We start from the raw sequence: 16275 nt of genomic DNA, 5'->3' as shown, positions 1-16275 counted from the left end.
GCGTGATGAGCGACGGCAGTCGGGTACGTGAATACGCGGGACGGATGGGGCCGACGTGGCTCGCGGGCGCGGTCGCCGCGGGACCGGCGACGATGGCAAGCCTGCTGACCGCGGGGGCGGGCTACGGCTACACGCTACTGTGGGTCGTGGTCCTGGCGGCCCTGTTGGGCGCGCTCGGCCAGTATCTCGCCGCCCGGCTCGGCTACCTCACCGAGGAGGGGCTCGTCTCGGTCGTCGAGACCCGTCTCGGCGAGGGCTGGGCGTGGGTGCTCGTGATCGACGTGGTGCTCGCGGCGGGGCTCGCCCAGCTGGTGATCATGCAGACTGCCGCGAACGTGAGCGAGCTGCTGACCGGCATCGACGCGCGTCTCTGGGCGGTCGTCTGGGCCGTCGTGCTCGCGGTCGGGCTCGCGAGCGGCGGCTATCGCTTCGCCGAGCTGGGCGCGAAGCTGCTCGTCTCGCTGGTCGTGTTAGTGTTCGTCGCGACGGCCGTCGTCGTCCCGATCGATCCGACCGCGGCCGCCGGCGGGCTCGCCCCGCGGATCCCCGAGGGCCTGTCGGGCGCGCTGGTCGCCGCCGGCGTCCTCGGGGGTGCCGTCCACGTCACCCTGCTGGTGATGCAGAGCTACACGATGCGCGCGCGGGGCTGGGGGCGCGAGGAACGCGGGCTCGTCCGCTTCGACATCGCCAGTTCGATGCTCGTCGCCTTCGGGATCTACGGCCTCGCGATCTTCCTCGTCGCCGCGAGCGTGCTCCACACGCCGGGGGTCGACGCCGAGACGATCACCGAGATCGGCGCCGCCCAGGCGCTCGCGCCGACCGTCGGCGAGTACGCGACCTGGCTGTTCCTGCTTGGCCTGCTCGGGGCCGCGCTCTCGACGCTCGGGGGCAACACCGTCGTTCCCCCCTACGCCGTCGCCGACAAGCTCGGCTGGGAGGGGTCGATCGAGGACCCGCGTTATCGCGCGCTGGTGGTCTGTGTCGCGCTGGCCTCCGCGGGCGGGGCCTTCCTCGAGGGCTCCTTCTTCTCGCTTCTGGTGCTCGTCCTCGCGTTCGGGCTCGTCGGGACGCCCTTCGCGATCGTGCTCGTGCTCTACCTGCTGAACGACCCCGCGGTGGTCGACGAAACCCTTTCCGTGCCCGTGAACCTCGCCGGACTGGCGCTGCTCGGCGTCGCGGTCGTCACCGCGGGCACGTTCGTCCGCGAACAGGCCGCCGCGATCACCGACCCCTTCTCGGCGTTCGCCGTCCTCTTCGCCGCCGGGATGGGGCTCGCGACCGCGCTGTTGCTCCTCCGGTTCGCCCGGGTCGCGTGGCAGTCCGCTCCGGCGGAGACATGAGCCCGCCTCTCCCGACGGCGGGCCGGCTCCTGATCACCGGCCCCTCGAACGCCGGCAAGACCCGACTGACCGCGCGAGCACTCGAACGATGGGTCCTGGAGAACGGGGCCGAGGGCGTGGCGGTCCTCGAGTTCGCCCCCGAGATCGAACGCGACGGGGTCCTGCTCGGCGGGCGCCTGTCGCGTTTCACCGGCCTCCCGGAGGAGGCGTGGGTCGGCACGCTTGACGCGAACGCCCCGCGGGCCGAGGGCGAGACGGAGGAGGAGGCACACGAACTCGCCCGGAAGAACGCCCGCGGGGGGATGGAACTCATCGAGTCGATGCCCTCCGCGAGAGCGGTGTTCGTCAACGACGCGACGATCCCCTTCCAACACGCCGGCGACGTAGAGGCGTTGCTCGCCGCCTGCGAGGGCGCCGAACTCGTCGTGATGAACGCCTTCGCGGGCGACGAACTGGGGTCCGACGACCCGATCTCGCGCCGGGAGTGCGATTCGAGACGGCAATTGGAGGCGTGGGCCGACACCCACGAGCGGCTCGCGGACGAGGACTAGTGGAGTGCGCGAGCGCGGGCAACACGCCCACCGTCCGTTCGAGCGGCGCGAGAGTGATCTCGCTGACGAACGGGACGGAGAAGAGCAGGCCGAAGACGAGCGGGAGACGGACAGAAACCGCGAACGACCAGCACGCATATACGGGGGGGACCGCCTCGGAGCGGACGATGGCAGTGCTATCGGCACTTCGCACCCACCTTCCTGGTCTGGTCCTCTGGATCGTTTTCGCCTACCTCGCCATCGTGTTCTTCGAGGCGATCCTCTGGGAACGGGCTCCGGTGGCTGTCGTACGTTCCGGGCGCCATCGGCTGTGGGATCGGGCTGTACGTCGCTCAGCGGGGAGTGGCGCTCCCGCACGACCGGTGAACTAGCCGTATAGAGTTCCGTTCCTCAAACGAAACGCCGTGTGTCCGTCACTCGAGATCAGGATCAGTCGGTAACCGGACGATCGAAAGCCAGTACTGTTCGGTCGAGAGGATCGTGTCGATGAACTCCCCGGGATCGACCGGCTTCGTGAGGTAGGCGTTCGCAGCGAGTTCGTACGATCTGACGACGTCCTCCTGGGCTTTCGACCCCGTGAGAACGATGACGGGAATCTCCTTCCGGTCCGGGTCGGCGCGGAGCTCCTCGAGCACCTCGTCGCCGGTCTTGCGTGGCAGGTCGAGATCCAACAGGACGAAATCCGGACGAGGGGCGTCGGCGTACTCGTTTCGTTGAAACAGGAAGTCGAGCGCTTCGACGCCGTCGCCGACGACGTGGAGCGTGTTCGCGATCCGTCCCTCCTTGAACGCTTCCTTCGTGAGCTTGACGTCACCGTAATTGTCCTCGACAAGCAGGATATCCGCCGGCTCGAACGCCTCTCCGTTACGCATCGTGATCCCCCTCGGGCGCCGCCGGCAACGTGAACGAAAACGCCGACCCCTCGCCGAGTTCGGAGTCGACCCAGATCTCGCCGCCGTGGCGCTCGACGATCTGCTCGCAGAGCGCAAGCCCGATGCCCGATCCAGTGTGGTCGGTCCCGTTGGGGCCCCGCTGAAACAGCTCGAAGACGGAGTCGGCGTCGACGGGATCGATGCCGATCCCCTCGTCGCGAACGGTGATGATCCACATCGGTCCGTCCGGCTCGGCGGAAACGTGGATCTGTGGCGGCCCTGAACCGCTGTACTCGATCGCGTTTTTCAGCAGATTCTGGAACACCTGCTGGAGCTGATCTTTCTCACCCTCGACGATGGGAAGCGGTTCCGCCGCGATCTCGGTATCGGTGTCCTCGATTTTCATCCGGAGATCGTTTCGCACGTTCGCCAGCACCTCCTCGAGGTCGACCGGCTCGAACCCCTCGTCGCTCGACGCCACTCGCGAGTACCGCAGCAGGCCGTCGACCATCGCGGTCATTCGGTCGGCGCTGTCGACCACGATCTCGAGATACTCCCGGCCCTCCTCGTCGAGCTTGTCGTCGGATCGGCGCTCGAGGAGCCGCAGGTAGCTCGAGATCATCCGCAGCGGCTCTTGCAGGTCGTGGGAGGCCGCGTAGGCGAACTGTTCGAGACGCTCGTTGGACGTTTGTAGTTGTTCGACCGTGGTATCGAGCCGCTCTCGGGTTCGCTGTAGCTCCTTGGCCCGTGCGTTGTGAATGCCCGCACCGTAGCCGGCGACGCTGCTGAGTGCCGTGAGGATGGGGGCCACCGGGGTGGACGTAGAGATGCTGGTCCCGGGCTGGAGATGATAGAGAGCGAGGAGACCGACCATCACCCCACATCCGCCGAGACACCAGAGGGCGATGGTCGGGTAGAACTCGGGAGGGACCTCAGTCCGTGACAATCGATATCCGTTATACAGGAGGAAGAGACCGGGGCAGATCAGCAGGAGATAATTCAGCGGGGTCTGCCAGAACGGTACGTACCAGACGTTCCATACGTACGTCAGCCCGCCAGCAACGATATACACTCCCCCGAAAGCCATGATGACGCCCCTCCACACGTCGGCGGACGCGAACTGTCTCAAGGAAACCATCACCACCAACGACAAAACGTACCGCCATAAATATGCCTGAATATGTATATTTAATTTAATGTATAATACACCGCAATTACGATAGGAAGGCGCCCGGAGGCAGCTGTATGAAAGCCCTCGTTGAACGATGTGTTCTATGCGAGGCGCAAACGGAGCGGAGCCGAGCCGGGTTAGTCGTCCGATTCCGCGAGCGCGGGTTCGGCGGCGGCCGCGGCCTCGCGTTCTTCGCCCTCGAGGTACTCGTCGGCGTCGATCGCGGCCTTACAGCCCATGCCGGCGGCCGTCACGGCCTGCTGGTAGTGGTAGTCGACGACGTCGCCCGCGCCGAAGATCCCGGGGACGTCGGTTTCCGTCTGGCCGCCGCCCGTGCCGCCGTGGGTCTTCAGGTAGCCGTCGGCGTCCATCTCGACGCCCGTGTTCTCGAGGTACTCGGTGTTGGGAGTGTGGCCGATGGCGATGAAGAACGCGCCGACGTCGAGGTCGTACTCCTCGGTCTCGGGCTCGTCGAGCCTGTCCTTCGGGTGGCCTTCGGGATGGGTGGCCAGCGAGACGTGGTCGACGCCGCCGTCGGGCGTGCCGTCGATCTCGGTGACCTCGGTGTTCGTGAGGATCTCGACGTTGCCCGCCTCGACCTCCTCGCCGATGCGGTCGACCCAGTAGTCCTCCGCGCGGAACTCCTCGCGGCGATGAACCAGATAGACCTTCTCGGCGAACTTCGTGAGGAAGGTCGCCTCCTCCATGGCGGCGTCGCCGCCGCCGACGACGACCATCTCCTCGCCCCGGAAGAACGCGCCGTCACAGGTTGCACAGGTCGAGACCCCGTAGCCCATCATCTCGTCCTCGCCGGGGATTCCGAGGGTTCGGGCGCTCGCGCCGCTTGCTGCGATGACTGCGTCGGCGGTGTAGACGTCGCCGTTCTTCATGCGTACCTCGTAGGGCCGCGTCGAGTCGTCGACCTCCTCGATGACGCCGTTGATCACGTCGGCGCCGAACTGCGTCGCCTGTTCCTTCATGTTGTTGATCAGCTCCGGCCCGCCGATCCCCTCCGGGAATCCGGGGTAGTTGGCGACGTCCGTGGTGAGGGTGAGCTGGCCGCCGGGTTCGGTGCCCTCGATCACCAGCGGCTCGTTGTTCGACCGGGCGGCGTAGATCGCGGCCGTCAGGCCGGCGATCCCGCTGCCGGCGATCACGAGCCGGCGGTGGGCCTCCTCCTCGCCGGTCTCGATGCCGAGCATCTCGTCGAGCTCGCCGGTCTCCTCGAGCGCGCTGGTCTCGTCCCAGCCGCCGATCAGCTCGTCGTCGACGAACACCTCCGGGGCGGTCTTGCGACCCTCGGCGCGCTCGACCATCTCCTCGAACAGCGCCTCGTCCTCCGAGACGTTGTAGAGCTCGTAGTCGACGCCCTTCGCGTCGAAGAGGTCCTTGGCCATCTCGCAGTACGGACAGTCGGTCTTGGTGTAGATCTCGACCCGTGGCTCGTCGCTCATGGGGGACGTTACGGGCGCGCGGTATTTACCTTGCGTCCTCCGTGCAGCGTTGGCCGCTACGTCGGACGGCGTGCGAAGCCCTTAGGCGTCGCTCGGACGACCGGTGAGCCATGCCCGCCGACCTGGAGGAGAAGACCGACCGCTACGAGCGCCTGCTCGCCGAGGCGCTCGCGGCCGCGGAGCCCGCCGATACGGACGGAACGACCCACGAACGGAGCGCCGAGGAGTGTCTCGAAATGGCCGAGTCCTACCTAGCGGACGGACGGCATTTCCGCGAGCAGGGGGACGCCGTGAACGCGCTGGCATCGTTCTCTTATGGCCACGGCTGGCTCGACGCGGGTGCCCGGATCGGGGTCCTCGACGTCCCGCGCGAGGGCCACCTGTTCACCGTTTAGCCGTTCCCCACTGCTGTTCGATCCGCGACCGATGTCGGCGAACGGAAACGGCCGCGAGATACCGTCTCCGGCGGGTTCCCGGTAGTATACGTCATGATCGATCACCAAAAGTCCATGCGAAGCATTTAAGTATCTTTCGGTGTTACATAGAGTTAGGAAGCAACGAGTCCTCCGGGTTTCTTTCAAAGGGTTTCCCGCCGGAGAGCACTCTCGCGGTCATACGAGACACCAATGAGACAACGAACATTCACTGACGAGTCGGTCACGGAAACGGAGCGGGAAGAGACTGAGGAGAACGAACAGGAGTCGGAGCTCACCTGCCCCGAGTGTGGTGGCCGGCTCCAGACGGACACCGAACACGGCGAGACCGTCTGTGCGGACTGTGGGCTCGTCGTCGAGGAGAACGAGATCGACCGCGGGCCCGAATGGCGCGCGTTCGACTCCTCGGAGCGCGACGAGAAGAGCCGGGTCGGCGCCCCCACGACCAACATGATGCACGACAAGGGGCTCAGCACGAACATCGGCTGGCAGAACAAGGACGCCTACGGCAACACGCTCTCGAACCGCCAGCGCCAGAAGATGCAGCGCCTCCGCACCTGGAACGAGCGCTTCCGCACGCGCAACTCCAAGGAGCGAAACCTCAAACAGGCGCTCGGCGAGATCGACCGGATGTCCTCGGCGCTGGGGCTCCCGAAGAACGTCCGGGAGACCGCCTCGGTGATCTACCGCCGGGCGCTCGAGGACGACCTGCTGCCGGGGCGCTCGATCGAGGGCGTCGCCACCGCGAGCCTCTACGCCGCCGCGCGCCAGGCCGGCACGCCACGCAGCCTCGACGAGATCGTCCAGGTCTCGCGGATCGACCGGATGGAGCTCACCCGGACGTACCGCTACGTGGTCCGCGAGCTGGGTCTCGAGGTCCAGCCCGCCGACCCCGAGAGCTACGTCCCCCGGTTCGCCTCGGACCTCGAGCTCTCGGACGAGGCCGAACACCGCGCCCGGGAGCTGCTCTCGAACGCGAAACAGGCCGGCATCCACAGCGGGAAGTCGCCGGTGGGCCTCGCCGCGGCCGCGGTCTACGCCGCCGCGCTGCTGACCAACGAGAAGGTCACGCAGGCCGAGGTCAGCGAGGTCGCGAACATCAGCGAGGTGACCATCAGGAACCGCTACAAGGAGCTGCTTCAGGCGGACGACACGAACCCCGCTGCGGGCATCGCGAACGCCGAGCCCGCCGACTGATCGTGGAGATTTCGGGCCCGACGCCGATGACTCGGGAGGGGCGATCTTCCCCCGAGTGGTGTCAGTCCGGCTACGTGTGTCAATGAAACTCAGGATACTAATATAACCCTGCAACCGTAACCCAAGAGTGCTCATGAAAAAGCAGGAGCTCATCCACCTTCACGGCCTGCTGGCAGAGGTTTCGAACCACTACGAGCAAAACGCGGGGGAACCGGATTTCGAGGAGTACGATTCGCTGGGCGTACGACCGACGTCGATCCACAAGTCGAAGACCGACCACAAGGCCGCGGTGTTCGCGATCGCCACCGGAATCACCAGCGACATCGACACGGAGTCGCAGGAAGCAGTCACGCCGCAGGCTGACTGAACGTCGACCTTCTCCCCGATCGCTCGAACTTCGCCAGCGAAGCGGCCGCTCGGTCCGAGCACCCGGATCACGCGAGAAACGCTGTGTTCGTGGGCCGTCGCGGCGTCACTCCAGCAGGTCGTCGAACTCCGGCAGCACGTCGTCCTCCTCGTCAGTCGCGTCGTCGCTCGCGTTTTCGGTCGTCTCCCGGTCCTCGTCACCCTCGTCGTCACCGTCCTCCTCCTCGTCGTCTTCGAGGACCTCGACCGTGAGGACGTCGAGCGGGATGTTCCGCAGCCGCTGGCCGATCTCCTTGCGGGCGATCCGCGAGGCGTGTTCCTCGCGCTCGACGTTGAAGACGTCCATCTCGAGCTCGAGGGCGACGAGCGCCTCGTCGGCGACGATGAAGGCGGGTTCGAGCTCCTCGCCGCTCGGGGAGGTACGCGTTCCCATCGAGATCTCGACGTAGTTGAGGTCGGGGTTGAGCATCTCGCCCGTCTTGGAGATGGCGATCCGCACGGCTTCGTCGGGTGTAGAGACGTCGTACACCGGGACGGCAGCCTCGACGACAACGCGACAGTCCATGGTCACTGTGAACATCACGAGCCAGCGGTATGAATGTTGCCCGCGAGTCGAAACCCACAAGCGCGCCCCCTCCGACCGACGATCCATGGAACGTGGTGCGATCCCTCTCGACGCGTGTCCGGGCGGCCTCGATCTCCGATCGACGCTCGAGAGCGGCCAGTCGTACCACTGGCGCCGCGAGGACGGCCGGATGTACGAGAACGCCCCCGACGGACGCTACTACACGATCGTCGACGGGGAGTTCCTCCGGGTGCGCCAGGCCGAAGCGGCCCTCGAGTGGGAGGCGACGACCGACGCCGAACCCTACCTGCGCGAACTGCTCAGGCTCGACGACGACCTCGACGCGATCGTCGCGAACGGCCCCGACGACCCGCTCCTTCGCGAGGCGTACGCCGCCCACCGCGGGCTGCGGATCGTCGACGATCCCGCCTTCCCGTGTCTGATCTCCTTCATCTGCTCGGCCCAGATGCGGGTCTCGCGGATCCACGGGATGCAGGTAACGCTGGCCGAGCGCTTCGGCACTACCCACGAGATCGAGGGCGAGACCTACCACGCGTTCCCGACGCCCGAACAGCTCGCGGGCGCGAGCGTCGAGGAACTGCGCGAGTGCTCGCTCGGCTACCGCGCGCCCTACGTCAAGGAGACGGCGGAGATGGTCGCCGAGGGGGAGGCCCACCCGGAGGAGGCGCTCGGCATGGACTACGAGGACGCCCGCGAGAGTCTGACGCGGTTCGTCGGCGTCGGGAACAAAGTCGCCGACTGCGTCCTGCTGTTCTCGCTCGGCTACCTGGAGGCCGTCCCGCTCGACACCTGGATCCGCTCGGCGATCGAGGACCACTTCCCCGACTGCGACCGGGGCTCCTACGCCGCGACTTCGCGGGCGATCCGCGAGCGTTTGGGCGGGGAGTACGCCGGCTACGCACAGACCTACGTCTTCCACCACCTCCGGACGGCCGGGACGGCGGAGGCACCCTGAGAATGAAAGGCTATAGGCGCCGAGCCCCAATTACGGACGATGGGTTCAGCACCGAACCTCCTGAACGGCGCCCGCAGGACGGTCAAGCCGCCGATCCACCGGCTCTGTAACTGGGCGTTCGGAGGCTACGCGATGACCGACAACACCGAGGAGGAGTACGTCGGGACCATCGACCTTCCCCAGTCGGAACTCGAACAGCTGCTCGCGGCGGCGGGCTTCCGGCGGAACGTCGTCTCGTCGCTGAAGGTCCGGGTCGACGGCAACGTCTCGGACGGCTCGTGGGCCTGGCGCGAGTCCCCGCTCGCCGACTGGCAGCTGCACGTCATCCTCCACGACGTCGGCGACAGCGTCGAGGCCTACGCCCACTGGGAGTACTCGTGGTACACCCACCCGATCAAACACTACTCGGCGACCGACTGCAGCCCCGAGAAGGGCGTCGGGATGACCCGCGAGCTCCTCCGGAACTACGAGAGCGAGCGATATCCCGACGGCATCCCCTTCGAGGTCGAGTCGCTCTACTGGCGGAAACCCTGGTATCTCACCCACCTCTACAACGCGAGCGAGCGGATCAACGGCGGCGCCGAGCAGTTCGAGAAGTGGGCCAGCGGGCTCAAACGCCGGGTCAGTGCCCGGCGATCGTAGTCGGTCGTGGGAATTTTTACCGCTGGACGCACATCCGAAACCATGAGTTCGAACCGAACGCGCGCACACGTCCTCGTCTCCGGCACCGTCCAGGGGGTCTACTACCGCGCGACCACCCGCGACACCGCCCGCGAGCACGGCGTTTCGGGCTGGGTGAAGAACCTCGACGACGGCCGCGTCGAGGCGGTTTTCGAGGGGAGCGAGGAGGACGTCGAGGCGATGGTCGGCTGGTGTCACGAGGGCTCCTCGGCCGCGCAGGTCGAGGACGTCGAGGTCGAGTACGGCGAGCCCGAGGGGATCGAGGGCTTCGAGATCCGGCGGTAGCGCCGGGACCACGGGATCGAACCGGCCCGCGAGTCACTCGGGGAGCCGTTCGGCGAGCCACGGCGGCTCGTCGGTGTGGTTCCACTCGCCCCACGCGGCCTTCTCGCCCGCGTAGTACGCCCGGTAGGCCTCGACGGGGTCCTCGCGCCTGTACTCGTCGGGCATCGCCTGCGGGCGCGGGGTCGGCTCCGTCGAGGGAAACGCGATCGCCTCGGGGTCGATCCGCTCGATCACCGCCCAGCTGGCGTGATCGTCGTCGTGGCCGTAGCGCTCCGTGAACTCGGCGTTGAGCGCCGCCGTGTGCTCGCGCAGGCGCAGCCAGTTGGCCCGCGACTCGCCGGCCCATCTCGTGATCGGGTGGCCGGTGTGGGTCGACGTATAGAGGAACTCCGCCTCGTAGCCGTTCTCCCTCGCCGCCGTACAGAGCACTTGGGCGGCCTCCAGCAGCATCTTGTTCACGTGCTGGTCGCAGTGATAGCGCGCGGCGAGCCGCGGGTCCTCGTCGAGCCAGAAGACGTTCACGCCTCCCCGTTGGTCCGCGCGGAAATCAGGGTATCGCCCCGTCGTCCGCAATCTTCAACGGCCGCCCGGCCGAAGCCCGGGTATGATCACGACAGCACGGATGGGCGCGGTCGACCGCAACGCCGCGGCGCTCGGCGTCCCCCAGAAACAGCTCATGGAATCGAGCGGCAACGCCGTCGCCCGCGTCGTCCGCGAGGTGGCGAGCGAGGGCGATTCGGTCACGATCGTCGCCGGCCGGGGGAACAACGGCGGGGACGCGCTGGTCGCCGCCCGATTCCTCGACGGGTACGACCTCTCGATCCAGCTGCTGGGGCGGCCCGAAGCCATCTCGACCGACATCGCCCGCGAGAACTGGGAGGCCCTCGAGGAGGCGGGCTACCCCTGCGAAAGCGTCACCGACTCGGCCGTCCTCGAACTGGGCGAGCCCGACGTGGTCGTCGACGCCATGCTCGGGACGGGGATCAGCGGCGAGCTGCGCGAGCCCGAGGCGAGCGCGGCCCGCGCGATCAACGCCTGCGACGCGACGGTCGTCTCGGTGGACGTCCCCTCGGGGGTGGACGCCGACACGGGCGACGTGCCGGAGAGCGCCGTCGAGGCCGATCGCGTCGTCACCTTCCACGACGGGAAACTGGGACTGGCGGAGCTCGACTGCGAGGTCCGGGTCGAGGACATCGGCATCCCCGCGGCCGCCGAGCGCTACGTCGGACCGGGCGACCTCGAGCTCGGCACGCCGGCTCCCGACGCGGGGACCCGGGTGTTCGTCATCGGCGGCGGTCCCTACACGGGCGCGCCCGCCCTCTCGGCACAGGCGGCGCTTCGCGCGGGCGCGGAGCTGTCCTTTCTCGCCTGTCCCGACTCCATCGGCGACGTCCTCGCGGGCTACGCCGAGGACCTGATCGTTCAGGCCTACGACAGCGACCGACTCTCCCCCGACGAGGTCGACGACCTAATCGAAACGGCCACGAAACACGACGACGTGGTCGTGCTCGGCCCGGGTCTGGGCACCGCGGACGAGACCCTCGACGCGGCGCGAACGTTCCTCGAGGAGTTCGAGGGGCCGATGGTCGTCGACGCCGACGCGCTCTCGATCGTCCCCGAGGTCGACACCGACGCGACGCTAGTCTGTACGCCCAACCGCAAGGAGCTGGCGGGGATGGGCGGGCCCGAGCTCGACGATCTGGAGGCAGGGGCCGACGAGATCGAGGCGTTCGCCGCCGACCTCGGCCACGTGGTGATGGCGAAGGCCGAGGCCGACGTCGTCTCGGACGGCGAACGCACCCGGATCTCGACGCGGGGCACCCCCGGGATGGTCGTCGGCGGGACCGGCGACACCCTCGCGGGGATCACCGCCGCGTTCATGGGGGAGCGCGACCCGCTCGACGCCGCCGCTGCGGCCGCCTACGCGAACGGCCGGGCCGCGGAGCGTCTCGAGAAGGGGGGCGGCCTGCTGGCTTCCGACCTGCTCGACGAGCTTCCCGGCGTCATCTGGGGGGAGCGATGAGTGACCCTGACGAAGAACGCGATCTGACCCACGTCGACGAGTCGGGCGAGGCCCGGATGGTCGACGTCGGCGCGAAGCCCGACACAGCCCGCCGGGCGGTCGCCGCCGGGGAGATCCACCTAAGTGAGTCGACGATCGAGGCGATCCGCGAGAACGACACGAAGAAGGGCGACGTGCTCGCGACGGCTCGCGTGGGCGCAATTCAGGCGGTCAAACACACCTGGGAGACGATCCCGATGTGCCACCAGATCCCGATCACGAACATCGATACCGAGTTCGAGGTCGGCGAGGACCGCGTCGAACTGGAGGTCGGCGTCGAGACCACCGGGAAGACCGGCTGCGAGATGGAGGCTCTCGAAGGGGTGACGACGGGGCTGAACGTCGTCTGGGACATGGTGAAGGCCGCCGAGAAGGACGAGGAAGGTCAGTACCCGGGAACGCGGATCTCGGACGTTCGGGTCGTCGAGAAGGAGAAACGGGTACTCGAGTAGAACGACGGCGGCGCAATCCCGAATATCGACGTCCGACTCAGGCCGACTCGGGCATCGACAGCTCGCCCGCCTTCGCCCGCGAGCGCTCGATCACGTCCGGCCGGGCCGAGAACTCCACGAGGACCTGGTCGGCGTCGTAGGTCACGTCCTCGACGCGGGCGTTGTCGTGGAGCCACGAGACGACGCTCATCGTGTCCTCGGTCATCGGCAGGACGAGCCGCTCGTCCTGCAGCGGCGGCAGCTCCTCCGCGATCCGCTGTTCGAGCGCCGCGACGTTCAGCCCCTCCTTCCCGCTGACGGCGACGGGGTTCGGCGCGAGCGCCGACAGCGCCTCGCGTTTCTCCGCGAGCTCCTCGTCGCTCACGGCGTCGGTCTTGTTCAACACCGTCACGATGGGCGCCTCGTTTCGCTCGTAGAGCGTGTCGTGGCAGGTCACGAGCTTCTCGCGGATCTCCTCGACGGGCTCGTTGACGTCGACGACCAGCAACACGAGGTCCGCCCGGTAGACCTCGTCGAGCGTCGACCGGAAGGACTCGACCAGCCAGTGGGGCAGGTCGCTGATGAACCCCACCGTGTCCGTGAGTAGAACGTCCCGTTCCATGTCCGCGCGCCGGGTGGTCGTCCCCAACGTGGTGAACAGTCGGTCCTCCGATTCGGCGGTGGTGTCGAGGTCCGGGTGGAGCTCCTCGTTCTCGTCGACCGCGAGGTCCTCCGCGAGCTGTCTGAGCAGGGTCGACTTGCCGGCGTTCGTGTAGCCCGCCAGCGCCACGAGGTCGAACCCCGACTGGCGGCGCTCCTCCCTCCGCTGTTCCTCGGTCTTCGCGATCGAGGCCAGCTCCTCCTTGATCCGGCTGATCTGGGACTTGATGTCGCGCTCGCGCGACTCGTCGTACTCGCCGAGCCCCATGAACCCGGGGTGTTCCTCGCGTTTCGAGAGGCTGACCTTCGCGTCCACGCGGGGCAGCTCGTAGCGAAGCTCGGCGAGCTCGACCTGGAGTTGGGCCTTGCGGGTCTGGGCCCGCTGGCCGAAGATGTCGAGGATCAGGGTGAAGCGGTCGATCACCTCGACGTCCTCGGGCATCTCCTGGCCGATGTTGTAGATCTGGTAGGGCCCGAGCCGGTTGTCGAAAATCACGGTGTCGGCGCCCGTCCGGCGGACCAGGCGAGCCAGCTCCGTAACCTTCCCCTCGCCGATGTGGGTGGCGGCGTCCTCGGTGCGTGTCTGTGTCAGTTCGTCGAGGACGGTGTAGCCGGCCGCACGCGCCAGATCCCGGATCTCGCTCGTGTCGGCGGTGCCCTCGTCTACTCGTTTGACGATGACCGTGTTCATAGTATGAGTGTTCGTGCGGCGTACGCGGCGTGGTGGGCGATCTCGACGGTTCTGCGCTCGGCGACCGACTCGACGTACTTGAACTCGGGGCCGAACGCCGCCCCGATCACCCTGGCGGGCTCCTCGTAGAACTCGCCGCGTTCGGCGACCACGGGGCCGGCGGGCGGCTCGGGAAGCGCGCCGAGCGCGCCCTCGACGACCGAGAGCAGGTGTTCGAGCGCCGGATCGGCACGGCTGGTCGCGAAGCCGATCCCCCTGACCTCGCGGATCCGGTTCGAGCCGACGCGGGCGGCGACGGCCGCGGCGACCATGAGATACTCGCCGCGCTCCTCGTGGCGGCCGCTGATGTCGATGCCGACCACCTCAGCCGCGCCGGGCCTTCACCCCGGACCCGTCCCGTTGCCACACCATGTCGCGCGTTACGCGCCCGCCGGACTTCAATCCCGCGCCGGCAGCGTCGGGCCAACGGGAGGCGTCGAGCATCGTCGAGGGCTCAGCGCGTGCCGATCTCGTTTTCGTCCTTGATGATCCGCGTCTCGGCGGTGCCGCTCGTGTGTTCGTTCACCAGGTCGTAGAAGTCGTTCTGCATCCCCGCGGGGAACTCGAGCACCCCGACCCAGGAGCCGTCGGACTGCCACTCCTCGCGCTGGAGGTCGCCGAACTGCCTGACCTGGGCCTGCGCGCTGCCCGCGTAGTCGGCGGGGATCTGCACTGCGACGATCACCTCGTCGAAGCGGATCGGGATCACAGGCCGAAGGGCGTCGAGCGCCTCGTCGACCTGCGTCTCGACGGGCTCCATCGGGTCGATCCGGAAGTCCGTCTCCTCGAGGGCGCTCTCGATGCGCTCGGGCGGGTGGGGCGCGTTGTCCATCTGTGGGTTGACCGCGTTGCGCGCGATGCGGTTGATCAGCTGGCGCCGTTTCTGTTCCTGCATCTCGCGGCGCTGCTCGGCGGTGATCTGGATCTCCCCCCGTCGGATGACCTCGGGGATGATCTCCATCGGGTCGGTGGTGTCGAAGACGTCCTCGAGGTCGGTCTCGGCGGGGCGATCCCCACGGGAGGCGTTCTCGAAGACCTCCTCGGCGGCGATCACCTCCTCCAGGTCGCCGTCGAACTCCTCGCGCTTGATCGCGAGCGCCGCGTCCGGGTCGACGAGCACTTCGAATCGCGCACCGTGGGATTCGAGGCGTGCGGTCACCGCCTCGTCAAGCGAAATCATACCCGACGGTTCGACCCGCCGGTAAAAGAGTGTTCCCGCTGTCGATCGGTTACTCGTCCGACTCGTCGCCGGCGTCCTCCTCGTCGGCCAGCAGGTCGAACTCGTCGAGGTACTCGTCGACCTCCTCGTCGGTGACCTCGGTGAACGACTCGGTCTCGGTCGGGATCGTCGCCATCCCGATGCTCTCGGGGCGCAGCTCGCCGTCGTTGACCTCCGCGAGCGCGCGAAGCGCGAGCTCGATGCCGCCCTCGAGGTCCGCACCCTCCTCGTAGTTCTCCTCGAGGTGGTCCTCGATGTCGCCCCGATCGGCGCCCACCGCGAGCGCCTTCCACTCGTAGGGCGTCCCCGAGGGGTCGGTCTCGTAGAGGCGGGGCTCGCCGTCCTCGATGCCGCCGATGATCAGCGCGACGCCGAACGGCCGGGCACCGCCGACCTGGGTGTACTGCTGGATGTGGTCGGTGACGTCCTTCGTGAGCGTCTCGACGCCGATCGGCTCGCCGTAGCGGAGCCGGTTCACTTGCGCGTTCCGGCGCGCGAAGTCGATCAGCTGGCGGGCGTCGGCGACGTGGCCGGCGCTCGCGATGCCGATGTGGTCGTCGGCCTTATGGATCTTCTCGACGCTGGTGCGCTCCATCAGCGGCGAGCGGATGCGCTTGTCGACGGCGAGAACGACGCCGCCGGCGGTTCGGATGCCGATGCTTGCGGTGCCTCGCTTTACGGCTTCGCGGGCGTACTCGACCTGGTAGAGGCGTCCGTCCGGGGAGAAGATGGTGATCCCGCGGTCGTATGCCTGCTGTTGGTTTTGTCCCTGCATAGTATCACACTGGAGTTACATCGAAGTCCGTCGTGCCGGTGTACGCATCCCCGACCTGTACCTCGACGAGCCCGTCACGGCTGACGGCGGCCCGGTCTGCGTTCTCGAACACGACTCGGTTCTCGCCCGAAACTTCCGGTCGGCGTCCTAAATACTTTTCTTCACAGCCCTCGACGGTCCCGCTGACGCCGCGGACGTGGACGCCGACCTCCCGGCCGTCGACCTCGTCGAGACAGGCGAGCGCGGCGCGTGCCTCGCTCACCGTGTCCCGCCGGGTGCGGACGACCGCCTCGCCGACGCCCTCGTCGTGATGGAATCCGAACACGCTGAGGTCGGCGTCGGCGCTGCCCGGATCGCCGAGCAGGTTCTGACCCGCGTACCAGAGGCCGCGCTGGAACCCTCGCCGCGAGAGCTCCGCGTCGGGCCACGTCTCCAGCCCGACGGCGAGATAGCGCCACTTGGGACGCAGGTGTTTCGGGAGGTGCTTCACGCCCCGATAAAAGGAC

20 protein-coding genes are annotated in these 16275 nt (G+C 67.6%); 10 read left to right on the top strand and 10 right to left on the bottom strand.

The window, feature by feature from the left end:
• Positions 1-5 precede the first annotated feature (5 nt).
• The gene (locus tag WOA58_RS04615) at positions 6-1340 is read left to right on the top strand and encodes an NRAMP family divalent metal transporter (RefSeq protein WP_340602985.1); all 1335 of its coding nucleotides are present in this window, start codon (positions 6-8) and stop codon (positions 1338-1340) included.
• On the top strand, positions 1337-1891 hold the full coding sequence (locus tag WOA58_RS04610; protein ID WP_340602984.1) for a hypothetical protein: 555 nt from the start codon (positions 1337-1339) through the stop codon (positions 1889-1891). The genes WOA58_RS04615 and WOA58_RS04610 overlap by 4 nt, the downstream gene beginning before the upstream one ends.
• 413 nt (positions 1892-2304) lie before the next feature.
• Here WOA58_RS04610 and WOA58_RS04605 read toward each other — a convergent pair whose 3' ends face one another.
• The 3 genes from WOA58_RS04605 to trxB all read right to left on the bottom strand — a co-directional run bounded on the left by WOA58_RS04605 (position 2305) and on the right by trxB (position 5388).
• Positions 2305-2763, bottom strand: a complete 459-nt coding sequence (locus tag WOA58_RS04605; RefSeq protein ID WP_340602983.1) for a response regulator — start codon at positions 2761-2763, stop codon at positions 2305-2307.
• Positions 2756-3850 carry an ATP-binding protein gene (locus WOA58_RS04600; RefSeq protein ID WP_340602982.1) on the bottom strand — a complete coding sequence of 365 codons (1095 nt, stop codon included), beginning with the start codon at positions 3848-3850 and terminating at the stop codon, positions 2756-2758. The genes WOA58_RS04605 and WOA58_RS04600 overlap by 8 nt, the downstream gene beginning before the upstream one ends.
• A 221-nt stretch (positions 3851-4071) precedes the next feature.
• Entirely contained in the window at positions 4072-5388 is a 1317-nt protein-coding gene (gene trxB, locus WOA58_RS04595; protein WP_340602981.1) for a thioredoxin-disulfide reductase, read from the bottom strand.
• A 110-nt stretch (positions 5389-5498) separates the two neighbouring features.
• Here trxB and WOA58_RS04590 point away from each other — a divergent pair, with 110 nt between their 5' ends.
• The 3 genes from WOA58_RS04590 (at position 5499) to WOA58_RS04580 (ending at position 7386) form a co-directional block, all read left to right on the top strand.
• Positions 5499-5783, top strand: coding sequence for a DUF357 domain-containing protein (locus WOA58_RS04590; protein WP_340602980.1), 285 nt, complete (start codon positions 5499-5501; stop codon positions 5781-5783).
• A 231-nt stretch (positions 5784-6014) separates the two neighbouring features.
• On the top strand, positions 6015-7019 hold the full coding sequence (locus WOA58_RS04585) for a transcription initiation factor IIB (RefSeq protein WP_340602979.1): 1005 nt from the start codon (positions 6015-6017) through the stop codon (positions 7017-7019).
• A gap of 133 nt (positions 7020-7152) precedes the next feature.
• Positions 7153-7386, top strand: coding sequence for a UPF0058 family protein (locus WOA58_RS04580; RefSeq protein WP_340602978.1), 234 nt, complete (start codon positions 7153-7155; stop codon positions 7384-7386).
• A gap of 105 nt (positions 7387-7491) precedes the next feature.
• Here WOA58_RS04580 and WOA58_RS04575 read toward each other — a convergent pair whose 3' ends face one another.
• Positions 7492-7950 (bottom strand): DUF555 domain-containing protein, encoded by a 459-nt coding sequence (locus WOA58_RS04575; protein WP_340602977.1) that lies wholly within the window; start codon positions 7948-7950, stop codon positions 7492-7494.
• An 85-nt stretch (positions 7951-8035) separates the two neighbouring features.
• On the opposite strand from WOA58_RS04575, the gene WOA58_RS04570 reads away from it, so the two are divergent.
• The 3 genes from WOA58_RS04570 to WOA58_RS04560 are packed head-to-tail and all read left to right on the top strand — an operon-like array spanning position 8036 to position 9892.
• Entirely contained in the window at positions 8036-8926 is an 891-nt protein-coding gene (locus WOA58_RS04570; RefSeq protein WP_340602976.1) for a DNA-3-methyladenine glycosylase family protein, read from the top strand.
• Positions 8927-8965: 39 nt separating this feature from the next.
• Complete coding sequence (locus WOA58_RS04565; protein ID WP_340602975.1) at positions 8966-9568, top strand: hypothetical protein; 603 nt, start codon at positions 8966-8968, stop codon at positions 9566-9568.
• 42 nt (positions 9569-9610) lie between these two features.
• Positions 9611-9892: an acylphosphatase gene (locus WOA58_RS04560; protein WP_340602974.1), complete on the top strand. Its 282-nt coding sequence runs from the start codon at positions 9611-9613 to the stop codon at positions 9890-9892.
• A gap of 33 nt (positions 9893-9925) precedes the next feature.
• Here WOA58_RS04560 and WOA58_RS04555 read toward each other — a convergent pair whose 3' ends face one another.
• On the bottom strand, positions 9926-10414 hold the full coding sequence (locus WOA58_RS04555; protein ID WP_340602973.1) for a hypothetical protein: 489 nt from the start codon (positions 10412-10414) through the stop codon (positions 9926-9928).
• Positions 10415-10496: 82 nt separating this feature from the next.
• Between WOA58_RS04555 and WOA58_RS04550 the strand changes: the two genes are divergently transcribed.
• Together WOA58_RS04550 and moaC are read left to right on the top strand one after the other, a co-directional pair.
• A complete protein-coding gene (locus WOA58_RS04550; RefSeq protein ID WP_340602972.1) occupies positions 10497-11915 on the top strand; it encodes an NAD(P)H-hydrate epimerase in 1419 nt (472 codons plus the stop codon).
• On the top strand, positions 11912-12406 hold the full coding sequence (gene moaC, locus WOA58_RS04545; RefSeq protein ID WP_340602971.1) for a cyclic pyranopterin monophosphate synthase MoaC: 495 nt from the start codon (positions 11912-11914) through the stop codon (positions 12404-12406). Before WOA58_RS04550 ends, moaC begins: the two co-directional genes overlap by 4 nt.
• 37 nt (positions 12407-12443) lie before the next feature.
• On the opposite strand, the gene hflX is transcribed toward moaC, so the two are convergent.
• The 5 genes from hflX to WOA58_RS04520 all read right to left on the bottom strand — a co-directional run bounded on the left by hflX (position 12444) and on the right by WOA58_RS04520 (position 16259).
• Entirely contained in the window at positions 12444-13736 is a 1293-nt protein-coding gene (gene hflX / locus WOA58_RS04540; protein WP_340602970.1) for a GTPase HflX, read from the bottom strand.
• A complete protein-coding gene (locus WOA58_RS04535) occupies positions 13733-14089 on the bottom strand; it encodes a DUF2209 family protein (RefSeq protein WP_390220503.1) in 357 nt (118 codons plus the stop codon). The genes hflX and WOA58_RS04535 overlap by 4 nt, the downstream gene beginning before the upstream one ends.
• A 140-nt stretch (positions 14090-14229) precedes the next feature.
• Positions 14230-14955 (bottom strand): ribosome assembly factor SBDS, encoded by a 726-nt coding sequence (locus tag WOA58_RS04530; protein ID WP_340602968.1) that lies wholly within the window; start codon positions 14953-14955, stop codon positions 14230-14232.
• Between the two features lie 49 nt (positions 14956-15004).
• On the bottom strand, positions 15005-15769 hold the full coding sequence (gene psmA / locus WOA58_RS04525) for an archaeal proteasome endopeptidase complex subunit alpha (RefSeq protein ID WP_340602967.1): 765 nt from the start codon (positions 15767-15769) through the stop codon (positions 15005-15007).
• A gap of 4 nt (positions 15770-15773) precedes the next feature.
• Positions 15774-16259: an Rpp14/Pop5 family protein gene (locus WOA58_RS04520; RefSeq protein ID WP_340602966.1), complete on the bottom strand. Its 486-nt coding sequence runs from the start codon at positions 16257-16259 to the stop codon at positions 15774-15776.
• Positions 16260-16275 lie beyond the last annotated feature (16 nt).

Source organism: Halalkalicoccus tibetensis (assembly GCF_037996645.1).
Taxonomy (GTDB): Archaea; Halobacteriota; Halobacteria; order Halobacteriales; family Halalkalicoccaceae; genus Halalkalicoccus; species Halalkalicoccus tibetensis.
This window is presented reverse-complemented; position numbering and strand designations above follow the sequence as displayed.

Coding starts and splice junctions, on each gene's coding strand:
- WOA58_RS04570 (WP_340602976.1), top strand. CDS start 8,036: ATGGAACGTGGTGCGATCCCTCTCGACGCGTGTCCGGGCGGCCTCGAT.
- WOA58_RS04590 (WP_340602980.1), top strand. CDS start 5,499: ATGCCCGCCGACCTGGAGGAGAAGACCGACCGCTACGAGCGCCTGCTC.
- WOA58_RS04560 (WP_340602974.1), top strand. CDS start 9,611: ATGAGTTCGAACCGAACGCGCGCACACGTCCTCGTCTCCGGCACCGTC.
- WOA58_RS04615 (WP_340602985.1), top strand. CDS start 6: ATGAGCGACGGCAGTCGGGTACGTGAATACGCGGGACGGATGGGGCCG.
- WOA58_RS04580 (WP_340602978.1), top strand. CDS start 7,153: ATGAAAAAGCAGGAGCTCATCCACCTTCACGGCCTGCTGGCAGAGGTT.
- WOA58_RS04530 (WP_340602968.1), bottom strand. CDS start 14,955: ATGATTTCGCTTGACGAGGCGGTGACCGCACGCCTCGAATCCCACGGT.
- WOA58_RS04605 (WP_340602983.1), bottom strand. CDS start 2,763: ATGCGTAACGGAGAGGCGTTCGAGCCGGCGGATATCCTGCTTGTCGAG.
- WOA58_RS04565 (WP_340602975.1), top strand. CDS start 8,966: ATGGGTTCAGCACCGAACCTCCTGAACGGCGCCCGCAGGACGGTCAAG.
- moaC (WP_340602971.1), top strand. CDS start 11,912: ATGAGTGACCCTGACGAAGAACGCGATCTGACCCACGTCGACGAGTCG.
- WOA58_RS04585 (WP_340602979.1), top strand. CDS start 6,015: ATGAGACAACGAACATTCACTGACGAGTCGGTCACGGAAACGGAGCGG.
- hflX (WP_340602970.1), bottom strand. CDS start 13,736: ATGAACACGGTCATCGTCAAACGAGTAGACGAGGGCACCGCCGACACG.
- WOA58_RS04600 (WP_340602982.1), bottom strand. CDS start 3,850: ATGGCTTTCGGGGGAGTGTATATCGTTGCTGGCGGGCTGACGTACGTA.
- psmA (WP_340602967.1), bottom strand. CDS start 15,769: ATGCAGGGACAAAACCAACAGCAGGCATACGACCGCGGGATCACCATC.
- WOA58_RS04550 (WP_340602972.1), top strand. CDS start 10,497: ATGATCACGACAGCACGGATGGGCGCGGTCGACCGCAACGCCGCGGCG.
- trxB (WP_340602981.1), bottom strand. CDS start 5,388: ATGAGCGACGAGCCACGGGTCGAGATCTACACCAAGACCGACTGTCCG.
- WOA58_RS04610 (WP_340602984.1), top strand. CDS start 1,337: ATGAGCCCGCCTCTCCCGACGGCGGGCCGGCTCCTGATCACCGGCCCC.
- WOA58_RS04575 (WP_340602977.1), bottom strand. CDS start 7,950: ATGGACTGTCGCGTTGTCGTCGAGGCTGCCGTCCCGGTGTACGACGTC.